This is a genomic window from Vibrio paucivorans (assembly GCF_054053395.1).
Genome location: NZ_CM133230.1, coordinates 765838 through 787173 on the forward strand (window position 1 = coordinate 765838; position 21336 = coordinate 787173).

Consider the following 21336-nt stretch of genomic DNA (forward strand, 5'->3'; position numbering starts at 1 on the left):
GACAATGTTAGAGCTACAAAATCCCTGGCTTCTTTCGCTGATTTTCTTACCGGTGTTGGTGTATGTCTTGGTGCCAGCAAAGAAAAAGCCTCAATCTGCTATCCAAGTTCCTCAGTTTGAGTTGTTGTCTCAAGTGTCTGGAATTTCTCCTCAGCAAGGCGTAATCATGCTAAAGCGAACCAAGCGACAAAAGTTGATCGTCGTGTTCGGTTGGCTATGTATCGTTGTTGCGTTGGCCAAGCCAGTGTGGGTAGGTGAGCCAATTGCTCGCGAGAAATCAGCGCGCGATATTATGGTTGCACTCGACTTATCTGGGTCGATGATTAAAAAAGACTTTTACTCTCAAGACGATAAAAAAATCACCCGCCTACAAGCTGCGCAGCAAGTGCTTAAAACCTTTGCTGAAAGTCGTGATAAAGACCGACTTGGTCTAATCCTGTTTGGCGACGCGCCCTACTTGCAAGTGCCATTGACGGAAGAAACGCAAACTTGGACCGACTTACTTGAGCAAACAAGTTTAGGCATTGCTGGATGGCAAACCGCCATTGGCGACGCCATTGGATTGTCTATCCAAGTCTTTAGCCAACAAAAAGCCAGTAACCCACTATTAGTCCTGTTAAGTGATGGTAACGACACGGTGTCGAAAATGCCGCTACTAAAGGCGGCTCAAATTGCCAAAAAACATGGAGTAAAGATCTATACCGTGGCGATGGGGAATCCGCAGGCGGAGGGGGAATACCGAGTTGACGTCGAGTCGCTGCAAAAAATCGCAGAGATCACTGGTGGCAAGAGCTATTTAGCCCAAGACAGAGTCGAACTTGAACGCGTATATCAGGAAATCGATCAATTAGAACCACAGATCTTTGAAACTAAAACTTATCGGCCTCGAGTGAGCTTACATTTTGTTCCTGTAGCCTTATATGCCTTTGTGATGGTGCTGCTGTTACTGCCTTTGCTGTTAAGGAGTAGGCGCTCAGTCCCTCAACAGCTGGAGGCTCATCAATGATTGAACAGTTTCACTTTATTCGGCCGCTTGGGCTTCTACTGTTGCTTCCAACAGCGTATTTGTTTTGGCGATTGAAACAGCAACAACGGGCTAAAGACAGCTGGAAGAAAAGTATAGCGCCTCATTTGTACCAGCATTTACTGATTGAGAAAAAAGGCGCTTCTGTACTTTCGCCAGAAAAGATGTTGGTGCTGCTTTTCCTGATTGCCAGCGTTGTCGTTGCAGGTCCTACATGGCAAAGACAAGCGTCTCCATTTCTAAAAGATGATGCGATTGTTGTGGTGGCAGTGGATCTCTCACAGAGCATGAGCTTGGCAGATGTGAAGCCGTCTAGAATCTATGTGGCCAAGAAGATGGCTGAGTCACTAATAAAAGGTCGCGGAGATAACAAAACCGCGTTGATTGCCTTTTCCGGTACCGCTCATGTAGTGATGCCACCTTCCAGAGATCAGGCCATGACGTTGAAGTTCTTGCACGCTTTGGACAGCCAGTCTATTGCTAATCCGATTAAACAGACGGACTCGCTGATTGCAAAGGTCGAAGACATTCGTAGCAAGAGCCAAGCCCCGATAACGGTTGTCATGATTACTGATGGCGTCAGCGATGGCGCACAGCAAGAGTTCGAACAGTATTTCGAAAAACACAAAAACATAAAGCTGGTGACATGGTCAGTGGTTGGTCAGCAGTTGGCTGCGCATAAGCAAGGGCTTAAGCAATTGGAACAACTCGCAACGGTGACATCTGGTGAGCTCGTTGTCCGTAGCGACGAAGAGCCGGGCGTTGGAAAGGTCACGCAGCTTACTGAAACCCAAATGGTGCTCAGCGATGATGATGCAATGCCATGGGAAGATGCCGGTTACTGGCTGATCTACTTGTTGGCTTTGGTTCAAATGATGTGGTTTAGAAAAGGGTGGGTGATTCGATGGCGTTAACTCTCAACCAAATATCCGAGTATACCGTGCCATGGAAAGTGCCAACTTTGACGCGTAAATGGAAGCGTCATGTCATCTGGCTAGTGATCCTTGTAAACATACTTGCGGCTGGGTTATCGACTCGTTCGTATTTGCTGCTGTGGCTATCCAATGATCAGCTTGGTCGAGTGTACTTTCAGCTCGGTGAATACACCCAGGCTTCTGAAGTCTTTGAGGATAATAAGTGGCGTGCGAGGAGCCTGTATATGGCAGAAGATTTCAAAACTTCAGCTCAAACTTGGGCGCAAGTAACCGACTTGTCAGCCAATGTGGCCATGTTTAATCAAGCGAACGCTTATGCGCATCAGCAGAATTACTACCAAGCGTTTGTGCTTTACCAAAAGATTCTGGATACAACACCGAATCATCAAGGGGCGAAGAAGAATATTGAGATTGTTGAACCTTTGATTAAGACATCGGCAAGCCTTGGTGACTCAGGGGATAACGCCATCATCGACAAGGAAAGCCAACAAGAAAGTATTGAAAACCTTGGTAACCAGTATCAAGCCGAAACTCTCTCTGACCAAGAATGGCTCGAGAGTATTGAATCGGATCCCAAGGTGTTTCTAAAGAAAAAGTTCTTCATCGAACAGTATGAAGAAGCGAAACGCAAAGCGCAGCAAGCGCAAAACAAGTAACCGTATGAAATGAATTGGTGGAATTGATATGTCTATTAAACCGAATTTGAATAAAGTGTTGGAGTTAAAGCAGCGCGTTTTGCAATCTGTTATCGCGCAAGATGAAATGGTGGACGCGCTAATCATCTCATTGTTGGCCAATGGCAATGTGTTGCTAGAAGGGTTACCTGGCACAGCAAAAACGCGTTCGATTAAAACCCTTTCTAAGGCTTTAGCCGTCAACCTCGGGCGTGTGCAGTTTACCCCCGACTTATTGCCGTCAGACGTAACGGGCACTGAGGTATACCAAGAAGTTCAAGGTAAGCACCAGCTGAGCTTCCAGCAAGGCCCGATTTTTAATAACTTTCTACTGGCCGATGAAATTAACCGTGCTCCGGCCAAAGTTCAGGCGGCTCTATTAGAAGCAATGGAAGAGCGTCAAGTGACAGTGGCAGGGCAAACCTATCGGCTACCAGATCTGTTTATGGTGTTAGCGACACAAAACCCAATTGAGCAAGAGGGGACGTATCCGCTACCAGAGGCTCAAATGGACCGCTTCTTAATGAAAGTGAATATGGCGTACCCAAGTGGTGAAGCAGAAGCGCAGATCATTCGCCTTGTTCAAGCAGAAGAGAACGCAAGTGAACCTGCAGGGAACCAAAATGAAATTCAACCGATTGACCCTGCAGTGATTTTCTCGGCACGCGAAGAAGTGAAAGCGGTATTTAGTAGCGACAATGTGATTGATTACATTGTTAGCATCATTATGGCGACCAGAAAGCCAGAGCGCTATACAGGGAGCTTGTTATCCCAGTGGATCGCTACTGGCGCAAGCCCAAGAGCGAGTTTGGCGATCGATAAATGTTCCAGAGCGTATGCGTGGATGCAAGGGAAAGACTTTGTCGAACCTGAAGATGTAAAAAGCATTGTGCACAACGTATTACGTCATCGTATTAGCCTTAGCTATGAAGCGCTTGCTGAAGGGATAACAACCGATGACGTAATCGATGAAATCCTTAGGTACGTTTCGGCGGCGTGAGGTGAGTGATGAAGAAACTTCATGACTCTCGTGTTCGTGTCGAGTTGGCTGAACTGTATAAATTGCAGTTCAAAGCGCAAAAGCTCAACCTTACCACCAATCAAACCATAAACAGCTTGCTGAACGGGGCACATCCATCAAGGCTGCGCGGCCGAGGCTTGAATTTTGAAGAGCTGAAACAATACCAAGTTGGGGATGACATTCGAACCATGGATTGGAAAGTCACTATGCGGACCGGTAAACCTCATGTCAAAGTTTTCAGTGAAGAGAAAGACCGAGCGGTGTACGTATTGGTGGATCAAAGGCAATCGATGTTATTTGGCAGCCAATATAAAATGAAGTCAGTAATAGCGGCGGAGTTGAGTGCACTGCTAGGTTGGATTTCGCTAACGGCAGGAGACCGCTTAGGTGGGGTGTCGTTTACCGATAATCAGCAGATGTTGTTTAAACCAAGTCGATCTAAGAACGATTTCTCCAGATTCTTACGTAAGCTAGTCGAGCACAACCACATGCTCAAAGTGGGGAAAAGTGCGGTGAGTTTAAGTGACTCTCTTAATCAGCCATTAAAGACGATAGCGAACTTACAAACCAAAAACACCCTAATTGTATTAATTAGTGACGGGCGTGGGTGGGATGATACGACCACCAAATACGTGAAGGCGCTGAGCCAGCAAAACGAATTGGTTGTGGCTCATGTCACCGACCAGTTGGAGTTGGATCTGCCAACTCATACTTACAGTGTGGTCAGTGATGGACAATCTCAATTTGAAGTGGACTTGTCTGAACATAAACAGCAATTTGAACAAGCGATCAAACAGCAAATTGAGGCTGTTGATGCAATACGTTCGAAATATGAAGTGCCGTTGTTCCCGATCTCTACGCTGGTGGATGTGGATTATCAGCTGAGAAAAAGCCTAGCGAGAGGTTGAGGTTCAACCAACAAAAATGCCAGTAGTTTATGTAACCACTGGCATCGCGTATCGGGTGGGGAGCTGGTGAGACTATCGGCTCTAGCCGTGGCGCACCGAGTAGCGCGTTGGTTTATGGTTCATCGCCAGGACCACGTTGAGCGCGACTGCGCCGAGCACCGACAGCAAAATTGTCATCGGTGGTACAAAGAAGAATGAAGTCATTAGAATTGCCATGTCGATAGCGAGCTGGCTTTTTCCTACTGATATACCGAACTTATCTTGAATAAACAGACACAGTACATTGAAGCCCCCTAGGCTAGAGCGATGTCTAAATAGGATCAGCATACCTAGTCCCATCAGCAGTCCGCCAGCAATGGCACAATACACTTCATTGATCTTGTCGAGTGAAATAAATAAGTACAAGTGGTCGGCAAATACCGACACCATCGCACCTGAAATCGCACTGTTAATGGCGAATCGACGGCCAAATCGCTTCCATGCGAGTAAATAGAATGGACAGTTGGCTACAAAATACAGCGTACCAAAAGAAACTGAGACCAATTGGCTCAGCAACAGTGCTAATCCAGCCGTGCCACCAGTCAACAGACTCGCAGACTGCAAGAAGAATAAGCCTTGAGCTACAAGGAAAGTCCCTGTCAGGATTGCCATCCAGTCTTCTTTACGTGTGTGTTTTTCCATCAATTTTAAAATTAACTGCTCTATAATGGCGTGCATAGTAAGGAAAAGTTGATATTTTCGGTAGCTAGAGAGGCAAATTTAAGGTAAACCTATGTAATTATCGTTTTACAGGGTGTAAAGCGTAAATTTGACAGGGGTTTGCGAGTCAATTCAACTTTGTGACTCATCATGACAAACCTTCTATGTCATTATGAAAAAACTGCATGAGAAAAATTCAAATTTTCTCTTTATGACCTAGATCAAATTATGTAGAATGCGCACCATTAGCTTGATGCAAACGTTTGCGTGACGACTTTTGCGTAGATTATAGCGGCATTAAGTGGTTTTTTTGAAACTTTCAGTACAATCTGAGTCAGGAGATACAGATGCTTAAGCGTGATATGAATATCGCTGATTACGATGCGGATCTATTCGCAGCAATCCAAGAAGAAACTCTTCGTCAGGAAGAACACATTGAACTTATCGCTTCGGAAAACTACACAAGCCCACGTGTAATGGAAGCTCAAGGTTCTCAGCTAACAAACAAATATGCTGAAGGTTACCCTGGCAAGCGTTACTACGGTGGCTGTGAGTACGTAGACAAAGTGGAAACACTGGCTATCGACCGTGCATGTGAATTGTTTGGTGCGGAATACGCGAACGTACAACCTCACTCAGGTTCTCAAGCAAACAACGCAGTATACATGGCGCTACTGAACGCAGGCGATACGGTACTTGGTATGAGCCTAGCACACGGTGGTCACCTGACTCACGGTTCTCCAGTAAACTTCTCAGGTAAGCTTTACAACATCATTCCTTACGGTATCGACGAAGCAGGCCAAATCGATTACGAAGAGATGGAAAAACTGGCTATCGAGAACAAGCCTAAGATGATCATCGGTGGTTTCTCTGCTTACTCTCAAATCTGTGATTGGAAACGCATGCGTGAAATCGCAGACAAAGTTGGTGCGTACCTATTCGTTGATATGGCACACGTTGCCGGCCTAATCGCTGCAGGTGTTTACCCTAACCCAGTACCACACGCGCACGTTGTTACAACAACAACACACAAAACGTTAGCAGGTCCACGTGGCGGTCTTATCCTTTCTAACGAAGGTGAAGAGCTGTACAAGAAGCTGAACTCAGCGGTATTCCCAGGTGGTCAAGGTGGTCCTCTAATGCACGTTATCGCAGGTAAAGCAGTAGCGTTCAAAGAAGCACTAGAGCCAGAATTCAAAGAATACCAAGCTCGCGTTGTTGCAAACGCAAAAGCAATGGTAGCGGAGTTTATCGCACGTGGTTACAACATCGTTTCAGGCTCAACAGAGAACCACCTGTTCCTAGTTGACCTAATCGATAAAGACATCACAGGAAAAGATGCAGATGCAGCACTAGGTGCAGCAAACATCACAGTAAACAAGAACTCAGTACCAAACGATCCTCGTAGCCCATTTGTTACATCAGGTATCCGTATCGGCTCTCCTTCAATCACTCGCCGTGGTTTCTCTGAAGAAGATGCGAAGAACCTAGCAGGTTGGATCTGTGACATCCTAGATAACATGGGTGATGAGTCTGTTATCGAAGCGACGAAAGCAAAAGTACTAGAGATCTGTAAGCGTCTACCAGTTTATGCTTAATTTTTCTTCGTAGTGATTTGAACTTCGTTGTCGAGCATGCTCACTTACATTCGTAAGCTCCGCGTGCTCTCCTAGAATTTCAAACAACTACTTTGAAAAATGATGATACTTGAGGCTCCTTTTTAGGGGCCCTTTTTATTGGTCGATATTATCCAGATAGTGAGCAAATTTCTGTGTCGCACATACTCAGTTGCTAGCGCAAACTCCGTGTAAGCTCCTTGAACTTTGCTCATCTACTTTGAAAAAGAGTTTTAAAGGTCCCTGTTGGGGCCTTTTTACTTTTGTGAGGAGCTGCACTGTCGAATAGGCTCACTTACATTCGTAAGCTCCGCGTGCTCTCCTAGAGCTTCAAACAACTACCTTAAAAAATGATGTAAAGCTCCTTCTTTGAGGCTTTTTTGTTAGAGCTTGAGAGGGGATAGGGCGATGATTGGAGCTTCTTCGAATACGAAAAAGGGCAGGTGTTTATCACCTGCCCTTTGTAATGAGTACGGTAAATGTTGGTTACTTAGCGATGCTCAGTAACGTGCCTGATTTACACTTAAACGAGTAGTATTTGCGGCTCTCGTTGAATTTACCCAATCCTTCACCATCACAGTAGTCGATATTGATGTCGCGCATCGTCTCGAGTGTTTTCTCGCTAGTTAGGGCGAACTTAGAACCATCGGAACATACGATGCGTACGCGGCCGTCGTCGCTTACTGAGTAAATGTCTACCTCGGTATTACACAGTTCAAAAGAAGCTTCGCGAAAATTGTCTTGCTGGGTGTTGGATGCACAACCGGCAGCAAAGGTCGCTGCAACAAGTGCCATCAGTCCGAGTTTATTCATTGTTAATTCCTTAGCTACCATTAACTAGATAGGTGAATTTGGCTTTATTTTAAGGTAAGCCTATAGAACAAAATGCATAGATTCAAGCGGATGGATAGCAAGATTCGCCTTCGTAGGAACAAAAAAGCCGATATCTCAGATATCGGCTTTTTAATTGGAATGGAAGTCTATTTAACTTCTTCACCTTTCGCCTGTAAGTCGGCGTGGTAAGAAGAACGAACAAATGGACCACAAGCAGCGTGGGTAAAACCAAGCTCGAGTGCGATTTCTTTTAGTTCATCAAACTCTGCTGGTGGAACGTAGCGTTCAACTGGTAAATGGTGACGGCTAGGAGCTAGGTACTGACCCAAAGTTAGCATGCTGACACCGTGAGCACGAAGGTCTTTTAGCACCTCGATGATTTCTTCTTTGGTCTCACCCAAACCCATCATTAGACCAGACTTAGTTGGGACATCAGGGTGCTGCTCTTTGAATTTTTGTAGCAACTGAAGTGACCACTTGTAGTTCGCACCAGGTCGAGCCTTACGGTACAAACGTGGCGCAGTTTCCAAGTTGTGGTTGAACACATCTGGCGGGTTGTCTTTTAGCAGATCAAGTGCCACGTCCATACGGCCACGGAAATCAGGAACCAAAGTTTCGATACGAATTTCTGGGTTCAGAGCGCGGATCTCGCGGTTACAATCGGCAAAGTGCTGTGCACCGCCATCACGTAGGTCGTCGCGGTCTACTGAAGTAATTACAACGTACTTCAGCTTCATGTCTTTGATCGTTTGAGCTAGCTTCTGTGGTTCACCTTGCTCTGGTGCCATTGGACGGCCATGGGCAACATCACAGAATGGACAACGGCGAGTACAGATAGCGCCAAGAATCATAAAAGTAGCAGTGCCGTGGTTAAAACACTCTGCCAAGTTTGGACAAGAGGCTTCTTCACATACTGAGTGAAGATCGTTTTTGCGCATTGCAGACTTAATGTCTTGAATACGTTGGCTGTCTGATGGCAGCTTGATCTTCATCCATTCCGGTTTACGAAGAATTTCTTTTTGCTCCGCAGGCATGTTCTTGACTGGAATCAGTGCCATCTTGTCGGCGTCACGGTACTTAACGCCTTTTTCCATCTGGATTGGTTTACTCATGCTTCTACTACTTATTGTTAAGGGCTTCAGTGCTAAGCTCTGTTTGCTCGTAAGTAACGTCTTGATAATCAAGTAACGCCACGAGTTCTTTGATTAGTTGTTGCTCCACGGTTTCTACGTGATCTGGTCCACCAAGCTGGCTAACCTGAACCATTTCCATTCCTTGATAACCACACGGATTAATGCGTAGGAAAGGAGATAAGTCCATGTTGACGTTTAATGCCAACCCGTGAAACGAGCATCCTTTACGAATGCGGAGCCCCAACGAACAAATCTTTTTGTTATCGACATAAACGCCAGGAGCATCTGGTCGAGCGGCTGACTCGATATTGTATGTCTTTAGGGTGTTGATTACGAGGTTCTCAATATGTGTGACGAGATCTCGAACGCCTAATTTCTTGCGGCGCAGGTTAATCAAAAAGTACACCACCAATTGGCCAGGGCCGTGGTAGGTGACTTGGCCACCTCTATCACTTTGTACAACAGGGATGTCACCTGTATTGAGCAAGTGTTCAGCTTTACCCGCTTGGCCTTGAGTAAAAACAGGATTATGCTCAACCAGCCATACTTCATCACGGCTGTCATCGGTACGGTTGTCAGTAAACTCATGCATCGCTTGCCAGACGGGTTGATAGTCTTGGCGCCCGAGTTGTTTTACAACCAGTTGATTTTGCATGCCTGATTCCACTGTCGATAAATAAAGTTTTCGGATTATAAACTCTATTCATGATTTGAACTACACACTAGTAACAGGTTTTTAACTCTGAGTGTAGCTGGAGTTTATTATCTTATTGATATATAGAAAGAAAGCAGCTTGCGCTGCTTTCAAAAATATTTGATAGATTAAAAAACTAGTGAGAATACTCTAGTTTAGTTATCAGTTTGGGCTGGAAATTAAAGCACCATTCGTACGATATCAATCTCACCCAACTCTTTGTACAGAGTTTCAACCTGCTCAATCGAGGTGGCGGTAATGTTGATCGATACTGAGTGGTAGTTGCCTTTTGCACTCGGCTTAACGGTTGGGCTGTAATCGCCTGGAGCGTGGCGCTGAATCACTTCAAGAACTCGCTCTGGTAGTTCAGGTTTTGCGTAACCCATAACCTTGTAAGTAAAAGAACAAGGGAACTCAAGCAGATCTTTCAGCTTCGCGTCTGAATTGATGTTCAACATAATGGAGACTCCAGTTTGAATTTCGATTTAGCGGTGCGGAATAGTACTGCCAAATAAGGTTTATCTCAAGAGCAGGGATTACTGCTCGTTACAAATAGAAAAAGCCGCGCGAGGCGGCTTTTATGTTCAGTAATCTGTGGGATTAGAATAAGCCTTTAAACAGCAATACAATGTAATCCCATAGACGGCTAAATAGACCACCTTGCTCGACATCTTCTAGAGCAAGTAGAGGGTATTCAGCAATATCTTCGCCATCTAGTTGATAGTATAGCTTACCAACTACGTCACCCTTCATGATTGGGGCTTCTAGCTCTTTTTCAAGTACAAAACTGGCTTTCAGGTTTTTCGCTTGGCCTCGTGGAAGCGTGACATAGGTGCTTTCGTCTACGCCAAGTGCAACGGTATCTTTGTTACCCATCCAGATTTTCTCTTCTACGAAGGTTTCGCCAGCTTCGTGTGGCGCCACTGTTTCGAAGAAGCGGAAGCCGTAGCTCAGTAGCTTTTTGCTTTCTGATTTGCGAGCGTTAGCATTCTTAGTTCCCATGACTACAGCGACTAAACGCATTTTGCCTTCAGTCGCTGAGCTTACTAGGCTGTAGCCTGCATTACTTGTATGGCCAGTTTTAATGCCATCAACGTTCATGCTCTTGTCCCAAAGTAGACCGTTGCGGTTGTACTGGGTAATGCCGTTGTAAGTGAATTTTTTCTCTGCGTAGATACGGTACTCTTCTGGAACATCGCGAATTAACGCAGTACCAAGCAGGGCCATGTCGTAAGGGGTAGAGTATAGCTCTGGGTTGTCTAGGCCGTGAACATTAGCAAAGTGCGTGTTTGTCATGCCAATAGAGTCAGCCCAAGCGTTCATTAGATCAACGAAAGCATCTTCTGAACCGGCAATATGTTCAGCCATTGCAACACATGCGTCGTTACCTGATTGGATGATGATACCGCGGTTTAGGTCTTCAACTTTTACAGTTGTGCCCACTTCGATGAACATTTTCGAAGAATCTGGGAAGTTTTTTGCCCATGCGTTTTTGCTGATGGTGACTTCGTCTTCTGGAGAAATATTACCACTTGCCAGTTCTTGGCCGATGACGTAGCTCGTCATCATTTTGGTTAAACTTGCTGGAGATAGCTTAGTGTTCATCTCTTTTTCAGCTAGAACCTTACCTGAATGGTAATCGAGTAGAACGTAACCTTTTGCTGCAATTTGCGGTGCGTCAGGGACGACAATAGGTGAAGCGATAGCTGATGTTGCTAGTGTTGCAGAGAGAGCAACGGTAGTAGCAAAAATAGATTTGATTGATGTTATTTTTTTCATGATGAATGCAAGTTTATAGTTAACTGTCCATATCTTAACAGAAACAATCGCTCAAACCAGTGCAGGTTCAGACCCACATTGGGTTGAGGACTATTTAGTCGCTGTGTGTTTTCTGATGAATGCAGAATCAAAGCCGAGCAGCTTAACTTGCTCCAAGGCCTCCTGCGTCAGCTTATAGTCATTAAATGGCCCCAAAAAGACTCGATGAGTCTTATTGTTGCTATCAATAAAGCTGTCTACAGATAATTTCTGACTCAATTCTTCGGCTAAAGTTCGCGAGCGATCTTCATATTTTGAGGTTGCCACTTGAATGCGGTAGCTAGGTAGCTTTTGTACTTTGTGCTCCGCGCTAGGTCTTTCTACGGTGATGACTTCAATCTCAACGTTCGCGGTGCCCGTTTTGATTACGTCGAGCTTGTAAGCCGCGGCGTAGCTGAGGTCGATAATACGCCCTTCGTGGAATGGACCACGGTCGTTGACTCGAACGATGGTCGATTTACCATTATCAGTATTAGTGACTTTTACGTAACTCGGGATAGGCAGCGTTTTGTGCGCAGCTGTCATGGAGTACATATCATACACTTCACCATTGGAGGTGAGGTGGCCATGGAATTTTTTTCCGTACCAGGACGCTTGGCCTTTTTCGGAGAACCCTTTCGGGTCTTTGATAATTTCGTAGTCGTTGCCACGCAGCGTGTAATTGCTATTACCACCTAAGCTGTACGGTTCGTATTGTGGGATGGCATCTTCAATATGTTCTACGGAGATTGGCGCTTTAGGCGCAGTATCATCATCTAAGTCGTATCTAGAAGAAGATGAACAGCCTGCAAGAATAGAGGCTGCTACCACCGAGAGAAAAAGGTGCTTTTGATTCATGTATTACGTTGCCTTTGAAAATGCTTTTCTGTGTGTATGGATGGACATCAAAATGCCAAATCCAGCCATTAGTGTGACCATAGAGGTACCACCGTAGCTGATTAAAGGCAGAGGTACGCCAACAACAGGTAAAATTCCACTTACCATACCAATATTTACAAATACGTAGACAAAGAAGCTTAGTACTATACTGCCGGCGATCATACGACCAAATGCGGTTTGAGCATTACTGGCTAAATACAGCCCGCGACCGATGATAAATAGATAAATCGAGAGCAGTGCTAAAATTCCGATCAGCCCCCATTCTTCAGCGATAACCGCAAAAATGAAGTCGGTGTGCCGTTCTGGTAGAAACTCCAATTGTGACTGAGTGCCTTGTAGCCAGCCTTTGCCTGAAATTCCCCCTGAGCCGATCGCAATTTTACTTTGAATAATGTGATAACCAGCGCCGAGCGGATCGGACTCTGGGTTAAACAAGGTTCTCACACGAACTTTTTGATACTCGCGCATCAAAAAGAACCATAGTACAGGCACAAATGCTCCGACAGCCGCCGCAGCTGCAAAGATAATTTTCCAACTAATGCCCGCTAAGAAAATAACGAAAATGCCGGATGCGGCAATCAAAATCGATGTACCTAAATCAGGCTGCTTCGCGATTAAAATAGTAGGAACAAATACCATCACCAGTGAGATAACTAAGGTTTGGAAAGTTGGTGGCAGTGAGCGTTTACCAATGTAACGTGCCACCATCAGTGGTACAGCAAGTTTGAGTAACTCTGACGGCTGAAATCGCACAAAACCCAAGTTCAGCCAACGCTGTGCACCTTTGGAGGCTTCACCAAAAAACAACACCCCAAACAGCAAGGCGACGCCACAGAAAAACATCAGTGGCGCTAGCGTTTCATAAGTTCTTGGTGGTATCTGAGCCAAGAAGAACATCACGCCCAGTGCAAGTGCCATTCGCATTGCTTGGCGATCCATCATCTCTAAGCTCTGGCCGCTCGCGCTGTACATTACGATCAAGCCGAACCCCATGAGCACTAAGATCCCTAGAAGTAGCGGAAGATCGATGTGCAGGCGTTGGAAAAACGCTCGGTTTTGTCCAGTAGAAGGATCCAGTTCCATTATTTCTCTGCCTTTTCTTCACCGAGTATTGCGTGATCGAATACTTTTCTCACAAATGGTCCACCATTGCTGGAACCACCGCCGGCATTCTCAAGTACTACAGTGACAACATATTGAGGGCCGTCAAACGGGGCAAAACCCGTGAACAGAGCATGATCTCGTAGGTGTTCTGCAAGTTCGTCTGCGTTGTATTCTTGGTCTTCAGCAAGACCAAATACTTGCGCTGTTCCTGATTTTCCGCCTGTGCTGTATTCCATGTTTCTAAACGCTCGGCGTGCTGTTCCTTTTTTACCGTGGTTTACCAAACGCATCCCTTCGGTAGCGATGTCCCAGTATTTTTCTGACACATTGGTAATCGGTGGGTAAGTTTCAATCTCAGACATTTGCATTGAGTCAAAATCGTCACCATTGTTGATGGTGCCTCTGAGAAGGTGAGGCGCAACCACTTGACCGTGGTTGACCAACACTGAAGTTGCTTTTGCTATCTGCATTGGTGTTGCGGTCCAGTAGCCTTGTCCAATGCCCACTGGAATGGTGTCACCTTGATACCAAGGGGTACGATGGCGCGCCATCTTCCACTCGCGAGTTGGCATATTGGCTTTACTTTCTTCGTAAATATCAATGCCGGTGTATTCACCAAAGCCAAACTTCATCATCCAAGTAGAGATACGGTCGATGCCCATATCGTAGGCTATTTGATAGAAGAAGGTATCGACTGACTCTTCAATCGACTTAACAATATCGACTTTCCCGTGACCCCATGCCAACCAATCGCGGAATGGACGAGTTTTAGAATTCGGAATGCGCCAGTAACCTGGGTCATTTCGCGTTGTTCTTGGCGTTATTACGCCTTCTTCCAATGCCGCCACGGCCATGAATGGTTTAATAGTCGACGCCGGTGGGTAAATACCTAATGTGGTTCGGTTTACTAGCGGGCGGTTATTGTCATTCAGAAGTTTGCTATAAGCTTTGCCTGAAATGCCGTGCACGAACGCATTCGGATCGTAGCTTGGGCTTGAAGCCATAGCGAGTACGCCGTTATCTTTTGGATCTAGAACGATGGCAGAACCACGACGACCGTCCAGTAGTTTATGGACATAGAGTTGAAGGTTGATATCGAGGTTGAGAACAATGTCTTTACCCGGTACCGGTGGTACGTACTTCAAAGTACGGATAATACGGCCTCGGCTATTGACTTCGACTTCTTGATAACCAGCTGTACCGTGAAGTACATCTTCGTAGTAGCGTTCGATACCGAGTTTACCGATGTCACGTGTAGCCTGGTAGTTTGCGGCTTTTTCTTCCCTGACTAAGCGCTGCATATCACGGTCATTGATACGTGAAACATACCCGATCACGTGAGTGAGGACCTCACCGTATGGGTAGTAGCGTTTTAGCGCAGCATTGACGGAAACACCGGGAAACTTATGCTGGTTTACCGAAAAAATGGCGACTTGTTCTTGAGTAAGTTGAGTCAGCAATGGGACGGATTTAAAGCGGCGAGTTTGGCGACGCTCTTTCTTGAAAGACTCAACCCGTTCAGGGGTGATTTCTGGCATCAGAGCTTGCAATTGAGCAATGGTTCTATCCATATCCTCAACTTTCTCTGGTGTTACTTCTAAGCTAAATACAGGTCGGTTTTCCGCCAGAAGTTTACCATTACGGTCGTATATCAATCCTCGGTTTGGAGCGATAGGGACGACTTTGATGCGGTTGTCATTCGAGCGGGTTTTGTAATCTTGGTACTGGTTGATCTGAATATTGTAGAGGTTAGTAACCAGCAGTCCAATCAGGACAACAATTCCAATAAAAGCAACCAAGGCCCGACTTTTAAATAGTCGAGCCTCTTCTTGGTAGTCACGAATTTGGCTACGCTTACGCAACATTCAATCTATTCTCGATGGTAAGGGTGGTTAGCGGTAATGCTCCACGCTCGGTATAAACTCTCTGCCATAACGATACGAACGAGCGGGTGGGGCAAGGTTAACGCGGATAAAGACCAGCTTTGATCTGCGGCCGCTTTACATGCTGGCGCTAAACCTTCCGGGCCACCGATAAGAATCGAAACGTCGCGCCCATCTAGTTTCCAACTTTCAAGCTGTTGTGCGAGTTGTGGTGTATCCCACTTCTTGCCCGGGATATCGAGAGTAACAATTCGGTTGCCTTTTGGCACGGCTGCCAACATGGCTTCGCCTTCTTTTTGCAAAATTCTTGCAATATCGGCATTTTTGCCGCGCTTACCTGCTGAAATTTCAATCAATTCAAGTGGCATATCATGAGGGAAGCGGCGACGATACTCTTGGAACCCTTCTTCAACCCACTTAGGCATCTTAGTCCCGACGGCAATCAGTTGTATTTTCAAAAGGTTAGCTCCACAGCTTTTCTAGTTGGTAGAGTTCACGGTGCTCTTCTTGCATGACGTGTAACATAGTACTGCCCATGTCTAGAACGACCCATTCACCTTCTTTTTCACCGTCCATTCCCAGAGGAATAAGGCCGATCTTTTTGATTTCATTCGCGACATGATCCGCGATTGATGCAACGTGTCTTTTCGACGTTCCAGTACAAATGATCATGAAGTCAGTGACGCTGGATTTGCCTTGGACATCGATAGTTTTAATGTCTAGGGCTTTCATGTCATCAGCTTTGTCTGCTAGAAAATCGTTTAACGCTTCGTGTTGCAAGGGAAAATTCCTCTAGAGTGGTAATAAAAATAGGCTTTTGGCGCAGTATAGCACGCATTTAATTCAGGGCAGCGATGTTAACGTTAGGCACAGTAAGTTGAACGCTCAGTTGCTGCAAAATTGGCCATGATGAGGTGTCGTATTGGGTTTTTGTCAGCACTTCACACTGGGTAAGTAATTGGAGCAAGTTGGAAATTGACTCATTAGTGAGTCGTGATAACGCGCTCGAGTAGAGTGGGCGTTTAGATTGCCATACTCGGTGCTTGTCGAAAACCTGCCCAATAGCCGAAACGTTAAGCTCCTGCTTCATTTTTAGCAAAGTGAGTAACTCTTTCTGAATCGTGCGTATCAGTATCGTTGCCTCAACTCCCTCAGCTTCTAGTTGGCGCAAGATACGTTGCGAGCGGTTGGATTTTCCAGCTAACAGCGCATCGACCCAGTGGAAAGCGGTAAAGTGATTATGTCGACTGAGTGATTCTTCTATGCGAACCAGATTTAGCACGCCATCTGGGTAAAGTAAGGCTAGTTTCTCGAGGCTTTGTGAAAGTGCCATGAGGTTGCCTTCATGCCACTGAGCTAACATTTGGAACGTTTCACGATCGCCGGTCAAGCCAAGAGTGCGGCAGCGAGCTTGTACGAACTGTGGCAGCCTTTGAAGATCGGGTGTAAGGCAATTCACCCAACAACCATTTGAGCTTAACGATTTAAACCATTTGGTGTTTTCTTGTGCTTTAGTCAGTTTACCACCGACTAAGACCAACATTACATCAGGATGCAAAGCATCGGCTAAAGCTGTCAGTTCTTTACCGATAGCAGCATTCACTCCCGATTCTGGTAGTTCAAGTTCTATCAGTTGGCGTGACGAAAAAAGGCTCAGCGATTGTGTGCAGTCATGGACTTCATTCCAATCCAGACTGCTATCAACGCTAAATCGGTGGCGTTCGTCGAACCCGTGTTGGCTTGCTGATTGTTGAATCGCTTGGCGGGATTCTTGGAGAAGCAGTGGCTCATTACCGAACAAAAGATAGAGTGGGTGTAGCCCTTTCTTCAATTGTTCGGGTAGACGATCCGAATAGATGCGCATGGGCTCTACTGTTCTTTGCTGTCAGTTGAAGTTGCCGGTGCTGCAGCTTCTTGTTCTGCTTGAGTTTGCTCTGCTATTCTTTGGGCTTCGACCTGAGGGCTAGCAATATCACCGACTTCGCCTTCAATAGTCTTTATGTCATATTGTTCTTCTGACATTTCAGAAGTAATAGTTTCTTGCTCTTCTAGCATCATTTCATTGGATTCGATGTCGGCTTTCAGGCGAGCCATCTGACGTAAGATCTGTGTTGCTGCCAGTTTGCGCATTTCGTCTTCAATCATGTCGCGCTCGACCGATTTTGCTAATGCAGTCAGCGGGTTATCTAAGTAGCTTCGGGTTACACTGGTTCTGAATACTTTCGAACCCAGTTCCGGGATTGTAACTCTGTATGACGCGCGGAATGTCAGTTCTTTTTCTGCCGCTCGAGTATTTTGGTACAGAGAGAGCGTTCTTTCACCAACGCCTTCCCCCATCAAGTGTAAGTTAGGAACATCCGCCGCCGGAGAAACAATCTCAATCTCACTCATACGTAGCTGACCTTTCACGGCTCGGGTAAACGTACTGTATTGGTCATAACTGGTCACAGACATAGTATTGAGTTCTTCCGGAACCGAGTAATCACCGCGCAGATGAAAACCACAAGCGGATAAAAGGCTTGCTAAGAATACAACACTAGTAACCTTAATTGATGACTTTGAAATCAGACGTGATGCGCTACGAAACATGGGTATAGGGCTCTCGATTATTGGAATACTTATCTTACGGTTCTATACCTCGATTCGAGGCTAAAACATTAAGATAAATAAAGCAGGGTAAGGCTTTAGTTCAATAGACTAGAGCCACCCTGCTTATGGCTTATTTATCAGCGATTAGTTCGCACTTTTCACTACTGCGGTGCTTAGTTAGCAACGATGTTTAGAAGTTTACCTGGTACGTAGATAACTTTACGTACAGTTTTACCTTCTGTGAACTTAGTAACGTTCTCATCGTTTAGGCCAAGCGCTTCAATATCTTCTTTAGAGATATCTGCTGGTACAGTCAGTTTCGCACGTAGCTTACCGTTAACCTGAACGATGATTAGTTTCTCGTCTTCAACTAGCGCTTTTTCATCAAACGTTGGCCATGTTGCATTGTCGATGTCGGATTCGCCTAGACCTACCCACATTTCGCTAGAGATATGCGGTGTGATTGGGTAAAGCATTGCAACAACTGCTTTTAGCGCTTCATCAAGGATTGCACGATCTTGTGCAGATTCTTGAGGCGCTTTCGCTAGCTTGTTCATCAATTCCATGATTGCAGCGATTGCCGTGTTGAACGTTTGACGACGAGCGATATCGTCAGTCACTTTCGCGATAGTCTTGTGAACGTCACGACGAAGTGCTTTTTGGTCACCAGACAGTGCAGAGGCATCAACAGCTTCTGCCGCGCCTTTCGATGCGTGCTCGTTTACTAGTTTCCAAACACGTTTCAGGAAGCGGTTAGCACCCTCAACGCCAGACTCTTGCCACTCAAGTGTCATGTCTGCTGGAGATGCAAACATCATGAATAGACGTACTGTGTCAGCACCGTACTTGTCTACCATCTCTTGAGGATCGATACCGTTGTTCTTCGACTTAGACATCTTGATCATGCCTGAGTGTTCAACGTCACGGCCAGTGTTGTCTTTCGCTGAAGTGATGCGGCCTTTACCGTCACGCTCAACAGTCACGTCAGTAGGTGCAACCCACTCAGTACCGCCTTTCTCGTTCTCGTAAGAGAATGCATCAGCCAGTACCATGCCTTGACATAGTAGGCGCTTGAATGGTTCATCAGATGTTACGTAGCCTGCATCACGTAGAAGCTTGTGGAAGAAGCGAGAGTACAGTAGGTGCATACAAGCGTGCTCGATACCACCGATGTACTGGTCTACTGGCAGCCAGTAGTTTGCTTTCTCTGGATCTAGGATGTCGTCAGCTTGTGGTGAACAGTAACGTGCGTAGTACCAAGAAGATTCCATAAACGTATCGAACGTGTCAGTCTCACGTAGAGCTGGTTCGCCGTTGAATGTTGTCTTCGCCCACTCTTTATCAGATTTGATTGGGCTAGTTACGCCGTCCATTACTACATCTTCTGGAAGAATGACTGGTAGTTGGTCCGCTGGTACTGGGTGAACTTCACCATCTTCAGTGGTTACCATTGGGATTGGAGCACCCCAGTAACGTTGACGAGATACACCCCAGTCACGTAGACGGAAGTTAACTGTCTTAGTGCCTTTGCCTTCAGCTTCAAGCTTCGCTGCGATTGCATCGAATGCCGCTTGGAATTCAAGGCCGTCGAACTCACCTGAATCGAACAGTACGCCTTTCTCAGTGTACGCTTCTTCAGAGATGTTTAGCTCGCTGCCGTCAGCCGGCTTGATTACAGGGATGATGTCTAGACCGTACTTAGTCGCGAACTCGTAGTCACGTTGGTCGTGTGCAGGTACTGCCATTACAGCGCCTGTACCGTAGTCCATCAGTACAAAGTTAGCCACGTAAACAGGAACCTCACGGCCGTTCAATGGGTGAATAGCAGTAAGGCCAGTTGCCATACCTTTCTTCTCCATTGTTGCCATTTCAGCTTCTGCTACTTTGTTGTTCTTACACTCTTCAACGAAAGCCGCTAGCTCAGGGTTTGTCTTAGCTGCTTCTGCTGCAAGAGGGTGACCTGCTGCGATACCGACGTAAGTCACACCCATTAGTGTGTCTGGGCGAGTTGTGTAAACTTCTAGGTCTTGCTGACCTTTCACTTCAAACTTTAGCTCTACACCTTCAGAACGGCCGATCCAGTTGCGCTGCATGGTCTTAACCATCTCTGGCCAGCCATCTAGTGTGTCTAGATCGTCGATCAGCTCTTGAGCGTATTCAGTGATCTTGATGAACCATTGAGGGATCTCTTTCTGCTCAACGATTGCGCCTGAACGCCAGCCACGGCCGTCAACAACCTGCTCGTTTGCAAGAACTGTTTGGTCAACTGGATCCCAGTTAACTGTAGACATCTTCTTGTAAACTAGACCTTTTTCGTAAAGCTTAGTGAAGAACTCTTGTTCCCAGCGGTAGTACTCTGGTGTACAAGTCGCGAATTCACGATCCCAGTCGTAGCCCAAACCAAGCATTTTAAGTTGGTTCTTCATGTACTCGATGTTTTCGTAAGTCCATGGTGCAGGAGCTGTGTTGTTTTTTACCGCAGCGTTTTCTGCTGGAAGGCCGAATGCATCCCAACCGATTGGTTGCATTACGTTTTTGCCTTGCAGGCGTTGGAAGCGAGATACCACATCACCGATTGTGTAGTTACGCACGTGACCCATGTGCAGTCGGCCACTTGGGTAAGGGAACATGGATAGACAGTAGAATTTTTCTTTGTTTGGGTCTTCACTTACAACAAAGGTCTTGTTGTTGTCCCAGTGCTGTTGAACTTTCTGTTCAATATCTTGCGGGTTGTATTGTTCTTGCATCGATGATGTCCGGTTATCTTGGAATTTGTGAGTTCGGTTAGAACAGACTTAAATAGATCGTCATAGAATACCTAAAGGAACGAGGTACAACAATAGCTATCCCCGTCATACTTGCAGTCGCTAGGCTGTTGGCGATGCAAATTCCCTCTGAACCTATAGAAGAACTATGCTAATAGGAAGGGATTTGGTTGTTTTGCTCAGAGTTGAGGTCGTTTAATCACGACGTTAATTCTTTAGGGGATAAAGTAGAAGGTAATCTTGAGGAGGTTCGCTATGCCAAAACGTAAAGCTGGTTATGAAGAGATGCTAGATGACGTGGTAGAGACGCTCAAACATAGCCCTGATGAAGTGAATAACGTCATTGAAACGTCGGGGAAGGTAGCTCAAGCAGCAAATGACCTAACTAAGGATGAAATGGCGCTTGTTTCTGCGTATGTAAAATCTGATTTAAAAGAGTTTGCAGACAACTACGAGGATTCAAAAAGCGGACCTTTCTACCTCATGATTGCCGACTCGGTTTGGCAAGGGCTACTTGATATTACTGACCGTACCAAGGTTGAGTGGGTCGAGCTGTTCCAAGATTTAGAACACCAGGGCTTGTATCAAGCGGGTGAAGTGATTGGGCTGGGAAATCTTGTCTGTGACGACTGTGGACATAAAACGCAATACAACCACCCAACAATTATCATTCCTTGTACCAAATGCGGCTGTAAAGGCTTTAGTCGACAGCCGTTAAAGCCTTAACCCGTCATTGTTCTGGGTGAAAAGAAAAAAGGGT

The 21336-nt window shown here is 45.9% G+C and carries 21 protein-coding genes; 7 read left to right on the forward strand and 14 right to left on the reverse strand.

Features of this window, described 5'->3' with window-relative positions:
• The first annotated feature begins 4 nt into the window (after nt 1-4).
• The 5 genes from ACXABW_RS03675 to ACXABW_RS03695 are packed head-to-tail and all read left to right on the forward strand — an operon-like array spanning nt 5 to nt 4562.
• Complete coding sequence (locus ACXABW_RS03675) at nt 5-1006, forward strand: VWA domain-containing protein (protein ID WP_457524052.1); 1002 nt, start codon at nt 5-7, stop codon at nt 1004-1006.
• On the forward strand, nt 1003-1938 hold the full coding sequence (locus ACXABW_RS03680; RefSeq protein WP_457524054.1) for a vWA domain-containing protein: 936 nt from the start codon (nt 1003-1005) through the stop codon (nt 1936-1938). The genes ACXABW_RS03675 and ACXABW_RS03680 overlap by 4 nt, the downstream gene beginning before the upstream one ends.
• Nucleotides 1929-2615 (forward strand): tetratricopeptide repeat protein, encoded by a 687-nt coding sequence (locus ACXABW_RS03685; RefSeq protein WP_457524055.1) that lies wholly within the window; start codon nt 1929-1931, stop codon nt 2613-2615. Before ACXABW_RS03680 ends, ACXABW_RS03685 begins: the two co-directional genes overlap by 10 nt.
• A 34-nt stretch (nt 2616-2649) precedes the next feature.
• Nucleotides 2650-3633 carry an AAA family ATPase gene (locus tag ACXABW_RS03690; protein ID WP_457524946.1) on the forward strand — a complete coding sequence of 328 codons (984 nt, stop codon included), beginning with the start codon at nt 2650-2652 and terminating at the stop codon, nt 3631-3633.
• 8 nt (nt 3634-3641) lie between these two features.
• Nucleotides 3642-4562: a DUF58 domain-containing protein gene (locus tag ACXABW_RS03695; RefSeq protein WP_457524057.1), complete on the forward strand. Its 921-nt coding sequence runs from the start codon at nt 3642-3644 to the stop codon at nt 4560-4562.
• Nucleotides 4563-4643: 81 nt separating this feature from the next.
• On the opposite strand, the gene ACXABW_RS03700 is transcribed toward ACXABW_RS03695, so the two are convergent.
• Nucleotides 4644-5243: a YitT family protein gene (locus ACXABW_RS03700; protein WP_252029769.1), complete on the reverse strand. Its 600-nt coding sequence runs from the start codon at nt 5241-5243 to the stop codon at nt 4644-4646.
• 365 nt (nt 5244-5608) lie between these two features.
• Between ACXABW_RS03700 and glyA the strand changes: the two genes are divergently transcribed.
• On the forward strand, nt 5609-6859 hold the full coding sequence (gene glyA, locus ACXABW_RS03705) for a serine hydroxymethyltransferase (protein ID WP_252029770.1): 1251 nt from the start codon (nt 5609-5611) through the stop codon (nt 6857-6859).
• Between the two features lie 504 nt (nt 6860-7363).
• On the opposite strand, the gene ACXABW_RS03710 is transcribed toward glyA, so the two are convergent.
• From ACXABW_RS03710 to leuS, 13 genes are all read right to left on the reverse strand, one after another.
• A complete protein-coding gene (locus ACXABW_RS03710) occupies nt 7364-7690 on the reverse strand; it encodes a hypothetical protein (protein WP_265686381.1) in 327 nt (108 codons plus the stop codon).
• 167 nt (nt 7691-7857) lie between these two features.
• Nucleotides 7858-8823: a lipoyl synthase gene (lipA, locus tag ACXABW_RS03715; protein WP_252029772.1), complete on the reverse strand. Its 966-nt coding sequence runs from the start codon at nt 8821-8823 to the stop codon at nt 7858-7860.
• Nucleotides 8824-8830: 7 nt separating this feature from the next.
• Nucleotides 8831-9499 (reverse strand): lipoyl(octanoyl) transferase LipB, encoded by a 669-nt coding sequence (gene lipB, locus ACXABW_RS03720; RefSeq protein ID WP_252029773.1) that lies wholly within the window; start codon nt 9497-9499, stop codon nt 8831-8833.
• 218 nt (nt 9500-9717) lie between these two features.
• A complete protein-coding gene (gene ybeD, locus ACXABW_RS03725) occupies nt 9718-9996 on the reverse strand; it encodes a DUF493 family protein YbeD (protein ID WP_176288439.1) in 279 nt (92 codons plus the stop codon).
• A 142-nt stretch (nt 9997-10138) separates the two neighbouring features.
• Nucleotides 10139-11317 (reverse strand): serine hydrolase, encoded by a 1179-nt coding sequence (locus ACXABW_RS03730; protein ID WP_265686383.1) that lies wholly within the window; start codon nt 11315-11317, stop codon nt 10139-10141.
• 90 nt (nt 11318-11407) lie between these two features.
• Entirely contained in the window at nt 11408-12193 is a 786-nt protein-coding gene (locus ACXABW_RS03735) for a septal ring lytic transglycosylase RlpA family protein (RefSeq protein WP_457524061.1), read from the reverse strand.
• A 3-nt stretch (nt 12194-12196) separates the two neighbouring features.
• Nucleotides 12197-13318 carry a rod shape-determining protein RodA gene (rodA, locus tag ACXABW_RS03740; protein ID WP_252029776.1) on the reverse strand — a complete coding sequence of 374 codons (1122 nt, stop codon included), beginning with the start codon at nt 13316-13318 and terminating at the stop codon, nt 12197-12199.
• Entirely contained in the window at nt 13318-15204 is a 1887-nt protein-coding gene (mrdA, locus tag ACXABW_RS03745) for a penicillin-binding protein 2 (protein ID WP_457524063.1), read from the reverse strand. Before mrdA ends, rodA begins: the two co-directional genes overlap by 1 nt.
• 5 nt (nt 15205-15209) lie before the next feature.
• Nucleotides 15210-15680 carry a 23S rRNA (pseudouridine(1915)-N(3))-methyltransferase RlmH gene (gene rlmH / locus ACXABW_RS03750; protein WP_252029778.1) on the reverse strand — a complete coding sequence of 157 codons (471 nt, stop codon included), beginning with the start codon at nt 15678-15680 and terminating at the stop codon, nt 15210-15212.
• Nucleotides 15681-15684: 4 nt separating this feature from the next.
• On the reverse strand, nt 15685-16002 hold the full coding sequence (gene rsfS, locus ACXABW_RS03755) for a ribosome silencing factor (RefSeq protein WP_252029779.1): 318 nt from the start codon (nt 16000-16002) through the stop codon (nt 15685-15687).
• A gap of 58 nt (nt 16003-16060) precedes the next feature.
• Nucleotides 16061-17086, reverse strand: coding sequence for a DNA polymerase III subunit delta (gene holA, locus ACXABW_RS03760; RefSeq protein WP_457524066.1), 1026 nt, complete (start codon nt 17084-17086; stop codon nt 16061-16063).
• 5 nt (nt 17087-17091) lie between these two features.
• On the reverse strand, nt 17092-17811 hold the full coding sequence (lptE, locus tag ACXABW_RS03765) for an LPS assembly lipoprotein LptE (RefSeq protein ID WP_457524068.1): 720 nt from the start codon (nt 17809-17811) through the stop codon (nt 17092-17094).
• A gap of 173 nt (nt 17812-17984) precedes the next feature.
• Nucleotides 17985-20558: a leucine--tRNA ligase gene (gene leuS / locus ACXABW_RS03770; protein ID WP_457524070.1), complete on the reverse strand. Its 2574-nt coding sequence runs from the start codon at nt 20556-20558 to the stop codon at nt 17985-17987.
• Nucleotides 20559-20831: 273 nt separating this feature from the next.
• Here leuS and ACXABW_RS03775 point away from each other — a divergent pair, with 273 nt between their 5' ends.
• Nucleotides 20832-21302: a zinc ribbon-containing protein gene (locus ACXABW_RS03775; protein WP_252029783.1), complete on the forward strand. Its 471-nt coding sequence runs from the start codon at nt 20832-20834 to the stop codon at nt 21300-21302.
• Nucleotides 21303-21336 lie beyond the last annotated feature (34 nt).